Raw genomic sequence first — 12,350 nt, 5'->3', positions numbered from 1 at the left:
TTCCGCTCCATCTTTTAACCCCACCAATCCGGTGGGGTTTTTTCTTGCAATGATCTCCAGTGATTCCGGGTAAGCTATAAAACGTGCAATCCTTATGCAAAGCAGCAGGATTTTAACATCCATTCCTCGAATCATCCAATAGAATATTTTTTACTGAAGTGCAAAGTGACATCGACATAAACATCACATGATAGCACAACAAAAAACGTACAAAGGAGGAAGCAGGTATGAATTCATTCGAAACAATGCTTGACCGTTATGCCGAATTGGTTGTCAAAGTAGGGGTGAACATCCAACCGGGACAGACGCTCGTCGTGAGCGCAGCGATCGACTCCGCGGAGCTTGTGCGCAAAATTGCTCGTAAAGCGTATGAAGCGGGAGCGAAGCATGTGCATTTTGAGTGGAATGATGATGAGCTGACGCGTTTGCGGTACGATCTGGCACCGGACGAAGCGTTTGAGGAGTTCCCGATGTGGCGTGCCAAAGGCTTTGAGGAGATGGCGGAGAATGGTGCAGCGTTTTTGTCCATTGTCGCCTCCAACCCCAATCTGCTGAAGGGCGTTGATTCCAAACGGATCGCGACGGCTAATCGGGTAGCAGGGAAGGCAATGGCGAAATACCGTAATTACACCATGTCGGATCAGGTGAGCTGGACAGTGATTTCTGCGCCATCTGCTGCCTGGGCGGCCCTTGTTTTCCCAGACTTGCCGGAAGCTGAGCGCATCCCTGCTTTGTGGAATGCGATTTTCAAAGCGACCCGCTGCGATTTGGACAATCCGATTGCAGCTTGGAAGGAGCATAAGGCGACATTGCATGCCAAGGTCACCCATTTGAACGAAAAAAAATACCGCGCCCTGCATTACAAAGCGCCGGGAACCGAACTGACCATTCAGCTGCCAGAAGGGCACCTGTGGATCGGTGGCGGCAGCGTGAATAAAGATGGCGTGAATTTCACGGCAAACATGCCGACTGAGGAAGTGTTTACGGCTCCGTTCCGAGAAGGGGTCAACGGTGTCGTCCAAAGCACGAAGCCGCTTAGCTATCAGGGCAATCTGATCGAGAACTTCAGCATCACCTTTGAAAAAGGCCGGATCGTTTCCTTTACGGCGAAAGCGGGTCAAGAGGCGTTGCAGCGATTGGTCGATATGGATGAGGGCTCCCATTATTTAGGGGAGGTAGCGCTAGTACCGCACCAATCGCCGATTTCGCAGTCCAACACGATTTTTTACAACACCTTGTTTGATGAAAACGCGTCGAATCATTTGGCGATCGGTCGGGCGTACCCGATTTGCCTGGAAGGCGGCGCTGACATGAGCGAAGAGGAGCTGCAAAAGCGCGGTCTAAACGAAAGCTTGAGCCATGTTGATTTCATGATCGGATCGGCAGAAATGGACATCGATGGCGAAACGGCCGACGGGAAGCTGGAGCCGATCTTCCGCGGTGGAAACTGGGCGTTTTAATCGGAACAACTGTAAAAGCAATACCGAGAGCGTTTGAACAGCGCATGCGGTATTGCTTTTTTGTGATCCGGCCCGCGACAAGGCGTGGCGATGGCAGCGATGCAGCACATTCCCTAGCAGCAGCGATCATCCTGCGGTGTGTTGGGGAAAGCAGCGGACGCCAGGTTATGGTATGATGAAAAGAAATGGTCGAACAACGTGGAGGTTTTTGATTTTGACTGCGGCACATATTGTCATCATGATTTTGTTTGCGATTGCGATGATTTACTACACAATAAAATGGCAAAAGCGGAGAAATGACGCATCCGCTCCGGGCGAGCACACCCACATACAGCACAAGGACATCGATGTGCCAGAAGCCCATCAGAAAGAGGGGGAGCAGCGTAGCGAAGGAGCAGTGCGAGAGTGGGCTGAGCACGAGGAAAAGGCAACGGTCGTAACCCAACCGGAGCAGGAACGGTCGATTCCGGAAGAGATTGTGACCCATTACATGAGCTATTTCCATACTGAAGCGCAGATCGCGGTGGAGGAAGAGTTAAAGGAGGGCAAATTCGCGGTGCTGCAGTTCCCGCCTGTCGGCAACCGGGCATTTTGGGTGAGCGCTACCTGCGGGCTATCGATGAGCGGCGGCGTGGAATTGATTCTGTATTCCGCTGAGCGGGAATCGGGGCTAGCCGTCCATCTGGCTGACGTCGCGACGCAAGCAAGCAGCCAGTTTGCCCAAACAGGTCGAAGCCCACAGTCAGGACTCGCGTTTGCTTTGCAAAGCCCGATTGTGCCAGACTCTGCCCTCACTTATTTGTACGTCAGCCATCCGCTGTTTGAAGATGAGAGCTTCAGCCATTTTACCGATGGGCAAAAGGTGGTCCGCTTTTTGATGCTGCATGCCATTTCGCCAAGCGAACACGAGTTTTTGCAGTCACATGGTCCGGACGCGCTGGAGACGCTGTTCGTCCATCGTGAGGTGAATTCCATCGATTTTTTCCGCGCACCTGCCATCGAGGCGGATTCCAACATGAGCGAAAAGGACTGATCACGCGTGCAGCCCTCCATTTCCGAGCAAGAACGAATCTATTCCCTTGATGTGATACGCGGTGTGGCATTACTCGGTATCCTGCTGGCGAACATGCCGGAATATGCGTACATGCCATCCCGTTTTACAGGCGCAAACGCGTATGTGCGCCTGTTTTTTGACCTGTTTGTGCAAACCAAATTTTATACGATCTTCAGCTTTTTGTTCGGGGTCGGCTTTTGGGTATTCATGGATCGAGCGGGAAAACGCGGAGAACAGGTAAACCTGCTGTTCTCGCGTCGGCTGCTGGTCCTGTTTTTGTTTGGTGTTGTCCATCTACTGTTTTTTCGCGGGGATATTTTGCATTTGTATGCGGCGATCGGATTCTTTCTGCTATCGTTTTACAGAAAGCACGAAGGCAACGTGCTGGGGATGGCGATCGGCTTGCTGGCATTCTCTATGCTGCCGGTGGTCGTTCTCGCGATGATGAATCTGGATGTCGGGGGAACGAGCGGATTGCCGTCGAACGAAGCAGGATTTTGGCAAAATGGACTGGATACGATCTGGTATGTATTCGGGAGCGAAATAAGTGCGGCACCACAGCTGTTTCCCGAAATTCTTGGGCTGTTCCTGTTAGGCTTATACTGCGGAAAAAAACAAGTGTTCACGCAAATCGATCGCTTTCGCCGCCCGTTGCGCGTGCTGCAAATAGGCAGTCTCATCGCCACACTTCCTTCCTGGTTTCTAATTCTCCTCGCATTTTTCAAAAACGAATCGTACGGCACGAATTCGGCCTTTGCGTGGGTGTTTTTCAGCGGGAAAACATTGGCGCTATTCTATGTAACCAGCCTCATGCTTCTGCTTGAACACCCGATCTGGCAAAAGCGCTTTGTAATGTTTGCAAGGATCGGCAAGCTGGCCATCACCACATATTTAACGCAGACGCTAGTCTGGACGGCGCTTGTGGCATGCTTACAGGCAACTGGCGCAGAGCTAACACTAGTAACCGGGACGATTCTATGTCTCATCTTGTTCGCTGTGCAGCTATGGTGTGCCCGACTATGGCTTACACATTACCGGTTTGGCCCCGTAGAGTGGCTGTGGCGCACCGGGACGTACGGCAAGCGGCAGCAGCTGAAGCGCTTGTAAGCAAAAGGTGTCCTTCCCCCAGCAGCGAAGGGATTTTTGAAAAAAACGGTACGCAGCCTTTACAATGCCTGCCAGGCTTGTGCGAAAAAAAGGGAACGCCTTTGCGCCACATCTACTTCCTTGAGATACACCCGCCGCGCAGCGTGTGGCTTTGGGGCGCGGTTCCCTTTTTTTCGTGCAAGCCGTTCCCCCCGACCCCCAGTAGGCATTGTAACAGCGGAGTGCGGTTTTTTTCAAAAATCCCCGCCCGACAACCGAAGCCCACCAACCGCCCACAAAATAGGAAAAATGTCGAAACTTTTCCCACCCCCGAGTCGTATTACTTAATGGAAATAACTAACTGGAAAGGAGGCTGTTGGATGGTCTGGCAGGAATGGTTGTTTCTCGGCTGTTTGGGATTCGGACTGATTTATTCCCTCTTTGTGCTGTTTGCCGCGGACATCTCCCTGCACGGTTTCGGCCATGTCGAGATACCTCTGCTACACCCGCTCATGTGGGTAAGCGGAACCGCAGCGTTCGGCGGGTTAGGTTTTCTTCTGTGGCGTTTCAGCAGTTTTTCACCGGGGATTGTGTATTTGCTGGCCGGTTTGGGCGGCGTGGCGGTGGCGATCGCCTCGTATTTCCTGTGGATTCAGCCGATGAAGAATGCGGAGGCATCGACCGGATACTCCATGAATGATCTACAGGGCAAAATCGGCGATGTGCTGGTGACCGTTCCGGCGACAGGCTATGGGGAAGTATTGATCCCGATGGTGAATGGAGTGACGAATCACATCGCAGCGAGCTTCGAGCAGGAAACGATTGTCGAAGGCGTGCGAATCGTCGTGGTCGAGGTAAAAGAAAATGTGCTGTATGTAGTGCCTTATCAATAAAAAAATGAGGTGGTTGCATGAATTTTGAGCCAGTAACGCTAGTCGTTTTAGTCGCAATCGTTGCAATATTCGTTGTTATTGGGATCGCCTTCTGGGCACGATACAAAACCGTCGGAGCCGATGAGGCGATGATCGTCACAGGAAGCTATCTTGGGACAAAAAATGTGCTTTCCGACGAATCGGGCCGCAAGATGAAGATCGTGCGCGGCGGCGGTACGTTTATTCTCCCGATTTTCCAGCAGGCCAATTTCTTAAGCCTCCTGTCGCACAAGCTGGACGTGTCGACGCCGGAAGTGTATACCGAACAAGGTGTGCCGGTGATGGCGGACGGGACGGCGATCATCAAGGTTGGCGGCTCGATCGAAGACATCGCGACCGCAGCTGAGCAGTTCATGGGCAAATCCAATGACGCGTTAAAGGCAGAAGCGCAGGAAGTGCTTGAAGGCTACTTGCGTGCGATCCTGGGTAGCATGACTGTCGAGGAAATCTACAAAAATCGCGAGCGCTTTGCCCAAGAGGTGCAGGGCGTTGCCGCAAAAGACTTGAAGAAGATGGGTTTGACCGTCGTCAGCTTCACCATCAAAGATGTCCGCGATAAAAATGGCTATCTCTCGGCATTAGGTATTCCGCAAATCGCCGCTGTGAAGCGCGATGCGACGATTTCGCAAGCAGAAGCGGACAAGGAAGCGCGAATCAAGCAGGCAAAAGCGGAGGAAGAGGCGAAAAAGGCGGAGCTGTTGAAGGAGACGAACATCGCCGAAGCGGAAAAGGACAAAGAGTTGAAGGTGGCGGAGTTCAAGCAAGAGCAGGATCGGGCGAAAGCGACAGCGGATCAGGCTTACAAGCTGCAGGAGGCCGTCTCCAAGCAGCAGGTAACCGAGGAAGAAATGAAGATCGACATCGTGCGCAAACAAAAGCAGATCGAACTGGAAGAGCGAGAAATTTTGCGTCGCGAGCGCCAATTCGATGCGGAAGTGAAAAAGAAAGCGGATGCGGAACGCTATGCGGTCGAACAGGCGGCAGAAGCGGATAAAGCGAGAAAAATGCGGGAAGCGGACGCATTGAAATATAGCATTGAAGCGGAAGCGAAAGCAATGGCAGAGCAAAAACGGCTGGAAGGTTTGGCGATCGCCGAAGCCGAAAAAGCCAAAGGTACAGCTGAGGCTGAGGTAACGCGGCTCAAGCTGGAGGCAGAAGCGGAAGGGAAAGAGAAGCTGGCCGAAGCGTTCGAGAAATTCGGGCAGGCGGCGGTCCTCGATATCGTGGCGAAGATGATGCCAGAGTTGGCTGCGAAAGTGGCGGAACCGATGAAGGCGATCGACAAGGTGACGATCATCGACACGGGCAACGGGCAGGGCGATGGCGTCAATCGTTTGAGCACCAATGTGACGAAGTTGATGTCCCAGCTACCGGAAATGCTCAAAGATGTTTCAGGCTTGGACATGAACGAGATGATCGGGCGTTTCATGAAACAGCCGAACGCGCCGGAAGCGGCCGCACAGGCGAAACAGCCGGAGGAGCCTACATTACAGCCAAAGGAAGTAAAGAGCGCTGTTCCTCCTCAATCAGACGTTGAGCAACCCCGCAAGGAAGAGTAAACTGGAGAAAAAGGGTTGAGGGTGAGGACATGGAGGAACATCGTTTTCAACTGAAGGCAACATGGGAAGGCGGCCTGTCCGGTACGGGCACATTGAGTGGAAAAGGGCTGAAAACCGCGATTTCCGTTCCGAGCGAAATGAATGGGCCAGGAGTTGGCACCAATCCGGAGGAGCTCTTGATCGGTGCGGCGATGAACTGCTACCTGATCACGCTCGCCGCCATTTTGCAGAGGCGCACGCTCACAGTGAAATCGCTCACGCTTCAGTCGGAAGGGCTCGTCGTCGTGGAAGGCGGCAAGCAAAGCTTCCAGCAAATCATCCATCGCCCGCATTTGTTGCTCGCTGATGCGGATGAGGAGCAAGTGAAGCAAGCAGAGCAAGCGACACATCGCGCCGAGCAAGCGTGTATGATTACCAAAGCGCTGCGCGGCAATGTGGCTGTAACTGTGGAGCCGAGCATCGAGGTCGTGTAAAAGCAAAGAATGTGCTGCAAAGTATGGGAGTGGTTTTCCCGACGTTGTCAGCACATTCTTTTTTTTACAGATAAGAATCTATAACGATTCTTATCCAGTATAAGTTCAACTAAGGCTGCACCAAAAGCTGGCGCAGCAAAGTTTTCTAACGTTACGCCTGTTCGATGATACGATCCGCTTCCGGAATCGAAGGTGACTTGCGTCGGAAGCCTCGCGTTTTAAAAGCCAGATAAACCAGGCCGATCACGAACCAGACGGCGCCGAGCAGCTTGGAGTAGCCGTCTAGGTTGATCAGCATCCAAATATCCAATCCCGCGCCGATCGCCGGGACAAGCAGATGAGAGAGAAAGCTTTTAAACGAGCGGGCCGTCTCTTGCTTTCTGTCGATGAAATAATGTTTAATCACGGCGATATTTACGCAGGTGAAGGCGAAAAAGGCGCCGAAGTTGATAAAGGAAGCAACCAGATCAAGACTGAGGAACAAGGCCAGCAAGGAAAACGCGCTGATCAGCAAAATGTTGTTGACAGGCGTCTGGAATTTGGGGTGAAGCGTGCCGAAAAAACTCCGTGGCAGCTGCCCGTCACGCCCCATCGAGTACAGTACCCGCGAAGTACTCGCCTGCGAGGCAACAGCAGAAGCGAAGAAGCCGACCGCTTTCACCGCCAGGAAAAACGCTGCGAGCACATTTCCACCCACCAGCTTGATGATGTCGAGTGAGACGGAAGACGGGTCTTTGAAGGTGGTGTAGTCCGGCCAAACACAGTAGGTCACATACGCGACGAAAATAAAGATAAGGCCCCCGATCAAAGTACTGATAAAAATCGCTTTCGGGATCGTTTTTTCGGGATTGATCGTTTCTTCCGAGAGGGTGGAAACCGAATCAAATCCAAGGAAAGAGAAACAGAGTATAGCCGCTCCTGCGACCAGCAGCGAAAACGATTCTTGCGGGTTGAAAACAGGTGTGCTAGTCGCCAGAGTAGCGGTGCCTGTCCCATTGAGAACCGTATGAATGGAAAGAATGCAAAAGATGAGAAGGAATAGCACGACGGACGATATGATGATCCGATTCACGATGGAGGCGAGCGTTATGCCTTTGATATTGACAAAGCCGACCGTGACGATCATGAGCAAAACCCAGACATATTCAGGTACCGAAGGGAACGAAGCGGCGAAATAAATACGGAAAAGCAAGAAGTTCACCATCGGCGTAAACAAATAATCCATCAAGATGGACCAGCCGACCATAAAGCCCAGATGGGGATGAATCGACCGCTGCACGTACGAATAAGCGGCGCCGGAAATAGGGTACGCTTTTGCCATTTGTCCGTAGCTGTAGGCGGTGAACAGCATCACAACCAAGGCGAGGATGTAGGAGCCGACGATCATCCCGTGGGATTCGACGGAGGCGATGCCGAATGTGCTAAACACAGTGCCCAACGACATGAAGGCGAGCCCGAACAAAACAGCCGGGAGCAAGGTGAGAGAGCGCTGCAATTTGATTTCGGAATTCACAGTAACACACCTTTCGCGAATGGTAAATAATAATAATTTGAATTTTCGAACGATATAGTGCAGGAGGGGACAACACACTGTGTCCCCATCATTCACGCAAGCACAAGCGATCAGTAACCGATCGCACATCCGTCTTTCCGTGGGTCCGAGCCGCCTTGCAGCATACCGGTCTTCGGATCGATTAGGATGCCTTGAAAGCCGCCGAAGCAGTCTACCAACGATACGACCTTATGTCCTTTTTCGATCAAGCCGTACCGGACGCTTCCGGCAAACTCGCTTTCAAGCGCAAGCTCATGGTCAAGGTAGCGCATGCGCGGCGCTTCGCCCGCTTCCTGGATGTTCATACCGTACTCAAGCAGATTCAAAAGCACTTGTACCTGCCCTTGGGTCTGCATATCGCCGCCCATGACGCCGTAGGACAAAAACGGTTGGTCATCCTTTGTTACCATCGCCGGAATGATGGTGTGGAGCGGCCGCTTGCCAGGCTCCAATTGGTTGAGATGCCCTTCTTCGAGCGAGAAGCCGGAACCGCGGTTTTGCAGGGCTATCCCGGTGTCCCCAGCCACAATGCCAGAGCCAAAGCCGTCAAAGACGCTGTTGATGAAGGAAATCGCGTTGCGGTCCTTGTCCACGACTGTGAAATAGACGGTATCGGATTTCATCTCCAGCCCAGGACCAGCCTCCTTGATGACGCTGTCCATGGAGATGAGCTGGCTGCGCGCTGTGGCGTATTCCTTGCTGAGGAGTTGATCCAGCGGAATGGTGGAAAACGCCGGATCGCAGATGAAATGGTCGCGGTCAGCGAGGGCCAGCTTTGTCGCTTCCGCCAGCACATGCACATAGTCAGCGGAATTGTGCAGCATGGATGACAGGTCGAACTGCTCCATGATGTTCAAAATGTTGAGCATGACCACGCCTTGCCCGTTTGGCGGGAGCTGGTAAACGCGATGGCCTTTGTATGTCACGCTGACCGGCTCGACCCATGTGGAGGAATGGCTTGCCAAGTCGTCATACGTGAGCAATCCGCCGTGCTCCTCCATATAAGCAGCGATTTTGCGGGCGATTTCTCCTTTATAAAAAGCATCGCGGCCACCAGCGGAGATCGCTTTCAATGTCGCTGCCAGGCGCGGATTCACAAACAGCTCGCCTTCTCGCGGCGCCCGTCCATCGAGCAAAAACGTTTCGCTTGCAGCCAATGTAGCGCGCAGCAATTCTTCTTCGCGTTTCCACTGGTTGCTGATGATTTCGGAAACCGGAAACCCTTTTTCGGCATACTCGATTGCAGGCGCCAAAACTTGTGCGAACGTCATGGTCCCGTGTTTCTCGAGAATTTCGGCCCAGCCATCGACGGTTCCGGGCGTCGTGATGGAAAGGATGCCTCTCTCAGGCATTGATGAGAATCCTTTAGAGCGATAAAAATCCCGGGTGGCTTTTTGCGGCGCACGACCGCTGCCGTTTAAGGCCTCCACCTTTTTATTTTTTTGGTTATAAAGAAGCGCGAACATATCTCCGCCAAGACCGGTTTGCATCGGTTCCACCACCGTCAAGGCAGCGGCGGTCGCAACAGCGGCGTCAAAAGCATTTCCTCCTTGCAGTAGGATGCGCAGGCCTGCCGCAGATGCCAATGGCTGGCTTGACGCCACCATTCCGTTTGGGGCGTGCACAACAGAGCGTGTCGCTCGCGGATTTCTTGCCGGACGATCAGCCATACGAGAAGTCCCCCTTTTCAATTTTTCTGTAAATGGGTAATGAAGTGTGATCAGATTCATCATAAAATTTCGCATATTTCTTTTGTTAAGTCAATATCGATTTATTTGTTGAATGCGAAATTATTTTGGGATATATTTATACATAACGTAATTGATTATTAAAAAGTGGTTTCGTAATGTCTTGTAGAATGTCGAGGGGAGAGGGCGAGATGGGAGTTGCTCCATATAGAGAGATCGTCATCGCCATGGTACGGACCGGTATAATCGGGTACGGTGGCGGGCCGTCTGTCATGCCGTTGATCCGCCATGAAGCGGTGAACAAATACAAATGGGTTAGCGAAGAGGAATTCGGGGAGATTTTGGCGCTGGCTAATGCGCTGCCCGGGCCGATCGCAACCAAAATGGCTGCCTATCTTGGCTATCAGCAGAAAAAAGGGCTCGGTGCGATCGTCGCAGTTCTGGCCCACATTTTGCCGACGAACTTGGCTATGGTTGCTTTGCTCGGGATTTTGTATGCCTTGAAAGATTCGGCTGTCATCGCCGGCATGATCGAGGGGGTGCGACCCGTCATCGCCGTGATGCTGGCCCAGATGGCGTATGAGTTTTTCATGAAGGCGTGGAAGGGATTGGGGAAAGCGGCCAGCGTGTGCTTTGCCGCGCTTGCGTTCTTGTTGTTGTCGATTATTGACCTGCATCCGGCCATCGTCGTTGCCGCGTTTCTTTTATACGGCGCCTTTCATCTGCGCGTGATGAACCGGATCAAGCGGCGAAGGGAAGAAGAGCAACCGGAACAAACGACGAAGTCGAACGAAGGGGTGCCGCTATGAGCTTTCTTCTTTTGATAAATCTTTTTTGGGGATTTTTTATGGCCAATATCCTTGGCTATGGTGGAGGTCCTGCGTCGATTCCGCTCATGCAGGAGGAGATCGTGAACCATTATCATTGGCTCACCAATGAGCAGTTCGGCGACATGCTCGCGGTTGCCAATGCATTACCTGGTCCGATCGCAACCAAAATTGCTGCTTTTGTCGGTTACCAGCAGGCGGGGTGGATCGGCATGCTTGTCGCGACGGTAGCCACGGTCGTGCCTTCCATACTCGCGTTGATCTTCCTGCTGCGGCTATTGAATCGCTACCGTAGCTCGGATGCGGTGAAAGGGATGACATTGCTGGTACAGCCTGTTATCGCAATCATGATGCTTTTGCTCACGTGGGAGATGGGGTTGGTGTCTTTTCATTCAATCGGGTGGGGGCAATTTCTCGGTATCGCCGCGGTCAGCTTTTTGATGATGACCAAATGGAAAATCCACCCTGCGGTCGTGATTGTGATCGCATTCGTTTATGGCGGGCTCGTGCTGTCCCATTCAGTGGCGTGAGCATAACGATCATTCGTGGGACACTGACGTCCCCTTCTGTACGGTCTGTCGGGCGTATTCGCCCCGCTGGCTTGCGCGGAAGGGGACTTTTTCATAGGTTTAAGCTACAGCTTCATACCCATTCTGCTCTTGTATCGCTTCAGCAGCAGCTGGGATTCGACGCGCATAATCCCCGGCAAGGTGTAAAGCCGGTTCAGCAAAAAGCTTTCCATCTCTTGCATGTTTTTAAATATTCCGTGCATATGCAAGGTGCTCGGTCCAGTCATGTGGTAAAGGCTCGTCACGGCGGGCTCGCGCGACAGCTTTTCGGCTACTTCATCCAGGTGCTTCGGTTCGATATCGACATTGAAAAAGGCGGAAACTTGAATGCCGACTTTGGTGGGGTTGATGACGACGGTGAAGCGTTCGATGACCCCGGATTCGGCCAATGCGCTGATGCGCGCCTGAATGGCAACGCGGGAAATGCCGATCTGCTTTGCCAGATCCGTGTATGAGATGCGGCTGTTATCATGCAGCTCTTTGAGAATTTGTTTATCGATGTCGTCTAGCTCCATCTCTGGAATGCCATTCGCTTCTGAGTATTCGTAGATCATGCGCGAGCCTCCTGTATAAGAAGATTTCTTGGCAAAAGGTAAGCGAAAGCCGATGTTCACTTTCGATACGAAAAACTATAGCGGAATGCGGTTGCAAAAGCAATGACTACGGTAGTTGAGCCGCTCAGTCGACCAGCATAAAGGACCGCGGCTGGAACACGCCTTCCGTCAACTGGTACGCACGCAGCTCCGGCTCCCGTCCCGCAAGCGAAAGAATCCAGTAGCTGAGTGCGGGATAATGCCAACCGGCATGGTCAGCAGAAGAAGGGAGCGGTGCGGTCAGCGGATGCGTATGAAAGACGCCGAGCCATTGCAGCTGACTCTGACCAATCTCTCGCAATGCGGAGAGAAGCGTAGGCCCGTCCCAGTGAAATGAAGTGCGGTCTGTTGCCAGCTGCGAAGGGGAGAAGCTGGCAGTGATGTGCGCGCCCGTCCCTCCCAGCAAGGCGGCGAATTCTTTTGGGCGTGCAGTTTGGCCTGCATCGAGCAAGCGCTCGTAGACTTTTCGATCCATCCAGAGTCTGGTATGCTTATTGGTAAAGGGCTCGCCCATAATGGAAGAAAGCATGATTTCGATCTCCTTTTGAAAAAGGATG

The 12,350-nt window shown here is 52.6% G+C and carries 12 protein-coding genes; 8 read left to right on the top strand and 4 right to left on the bottom strand.

The genetic code is table 11. The annotated features are described in order from the left end of the window. Nucleotides 1-227 precede the first annotated feature (227 nt). The 6 genes from EDM56_RS17755 to EDM56_RS17730 all read left to right on the top strand — a co-directional run bounded on the left by EDM56_RS17755 (nucleotide 228) and on the right by EDM56_RS17730 (nucleotide 6,564). Entirely contained in the window at nucleotides 228-1,460 is a 1,233-nt protein-coding gene (locus tag EDM56_RS17755; protein WP_122919259.1) for an aminopeptidase, read from the top strand. Between the two features lie 214 nt (nucleotides 1,461-1,674). Next, nucleotides 1,675-2,493 carry a suppressor of fused domain protein gene (locus EDM56_RS17750; protein ID WP_183192501.1) on the top strand — a complete coding sequence of 273 codons (819 nt, stop codon included), beginning with the start codon at nucleotides 1,675-1,677 and terminating at the stop codon, nucleotides 2,491-2,493. Between the two features lie 6 nt (nucleotides 2,494-2,499). Then, nucleotides 2,500-3,621, top strand: coding sequence for a DUF418 domain-containing protein (locus EDM56_RS17745; RefSeq protein ID WP_122919257.1), 1,122 nt, complete (start codon nucleotides 2,500-2,502; stop codon nucleotides 3,619-3,621). A gap of 359 nt (nucleotides 3,622-3,980) precedes the next feature. Continuing rightward, the gene (locus EDM56_RS17740; RefSeq protein WP_122919256.1) at nucleotides 3,981-4,493 is read left to right on the top strand and encodes an NfeD family membrane protein; all 513 of its coding nucleotides are present in this window, start codon (nucleotides 3,981-3,983) and stop codon (nucleotides 4,491-4,493) included. Between the two features lie 17 nt (nucleotides 4,494-4,510). Further along, nucleotides 4,511-6,091, top strand: coding sequence for a flotillin lipid rafts scaffold protein FloT (locus tag EDM56_RS17735; RefSeq protein ID WP_122919255.1), 1,581 nt, complete (start codon nucleotides 4,511-4,513; stop codon nucleotides 6,089-6,091). A 29-nt stretch (nucleotides 6,092-6,120) separates the two neighbouring features. Further along, nucleotides 6,121-6,564, top strand: a complete 444-nt coding sequence (locus EDM56_RS17730; protein ID WP_122919254.1) for an OsmC family protein — start codon at nucleotides 6,121-6,123, stop codon at nucleotides 6,562-6,564. 151 nt (nucleotides 6,565-6,715) lie between these two features. Here EDM56_RS17730 and EDM56_RS17725 read toward each other — a convergent pair whose 3' ends face one another. Then, nucleotides 6,716-8,077: an APC family permease gene (locus tag EDM56_RS17725; RefSeq protein ID WP_246009435.1), complete on the bottom strand. Its 1,362-nt coding sequence runs from the start codon at nucleotides 8,075-8,077 to the stop codon at nucleotides 6,716-6,718. Nucleotides 8,078-8,187: 110 nt separating this feature from the next. Beyond that, a complete protein-coding gene (gene ggt, locus EDM56_RS17720; protein ID WP_122919252.1) occupies nucleotides 8,188-9,786 on the bottom strand; it encodes a gamma-glutamyltransferase in 1,599 nt (532 codons plus the stop codon). 209 nt (nucleotides 9,787-9,995) lie between these two features. Here ggt and chrB point away from each other — a divergent pair, with 209 nt between their 5' ends. Beyond that, a complete protein-coding gene (gene chrB / locus EDM56_RS17715; protein ID WP_122919251.1) occupies nucleotides 9,996-10,613 on the top strand; it encodes a chromate efflux transporter ChrB in 618 nt (205 codons plus the stop codon). Next, the gene (gene chrA, locus EDM56_RS17710; protein ID WP_122919250.1) at nucleotides 10,610-11,161 is read left to right on the top strand and encodes a chromate efflux transporter ChrA; all 552 of its coding nucleotides are present in this window, start codon (nucleotides 10,610-10,612) and stop codon (nucleotides 11,159-11,161) included. Before chrB ends, chrA begins: the two co-directional genes overlap by 4 nt. A gap of 104 nt (nucleotides 11,162-11,265) precedes the next feature. Here the strand turns inward: chrA and chrS are convergent, their stop codons facing one another. Together chrS and EDM56_RS17700 are read right to left on the bottom strand one after the other, a co-directional pair. Then, nucleotides 11,266-11,754 (bottom strand): chromate efflux transcriptional regulator ChrS, encoded by a 489-nt coding sequence (gene chrS / locus EDM56_RS17705; RefSeq protein ID WP_122919249.1) that lies wholly within the window; start codon nucleotides 11,752-11,754, stop codon nucleotides 11,266-11,268. 124 nt (nucleotides 11,755-11,878) lie between these two features. After that, on the bottom strand, nucleotides 11,879-12,322 hold the full coding sequence (locus EDM56_RS17700; RefSeq protein ID WP_122919248.1) for a M67 family metallopeptidase: 444 nt from the start codon (nucleotides 12,320-12,322) through the stop codon (nucleotides 11,879-11,881). Between the last annotated feature and the right edge of the window lie 28 nt (nucleotides 12,323-12,350).

It is taken from the genome of Brevibacillus fluminis (assembly GCF_003710825.1).
GTDB lineage: Bacteria > Bacillota > Bacilli > Brevibacillales > Brevibacillaceae > Brevibacillus_D > Brevibacillus_D fluminis.
This window is presented reverse-complemented; position numbering and strand designations above follow the sequence as displayed.

Bases quoted from the DNA above. Each gene is read 5' to 3' on its own strand.
- EDM56_RS17755 (WP_122919259.1), top strand. From the start codon at position 228: ATGAATTCATTCGAAACAATGCTTGACCGTTATGCCGAATTGGTTGTC.
- EDM56_RS17740 (WP_122919256.1), top strand. From the start codon at position 3,981: ATGGTCTGGCAGGAATGGTTGTTTCTCGGCTGTTTGGGATTCGGACTG.
- EDM56_RS17735 (WP_122919255.1), top strand. From the start codon at position 4,511: ATGAATTTTGAGCCAGTAACGCTAGTCGTTTTAGTCGCAATCGTTGCA.
- EDM56_RS17730 (WP_122919254.1), top strand. From the start codon at position 6,121: ATGGAGGAACATCGTTTTCAACTGAAGGCAACATGGGAAGGCGGCCTG.
- ggt (WP_122919252.1), bottom strand. From the start codon at position 9,786: ATGGCTGATCGTCCGGCAAGAAATCCGCGAGCGACACGCTCTGTTGTG.
- chrB (WP_122919251.1), top strand. From the start codon at position 9,996: ATGGGAGTTGCTCCATATAGAGAGATCGTCATCGCCATGGTACGGACC.
- chrA (WP_122919250.1), top strand. From the start codon at position 10,610: ATGAGCTTTCTTCTTTTGATAAATCTTTTTTGGGGATTTTTTATGGCC.
- chrS (WP_122919249.1), bottom strand. From the start codon at position 11,754: ATGATCTACGAATACTCAGAAGCGAATGGCATTCCAGAGATGGAGCTA.
- EDM56_RS17700 (WP_122919248.1), bottom strand. From the start codon at position 12,322: ATGCTTTCTTCCATTATGGGCGAGCCCTTTACCAATAAGCATACCAGA.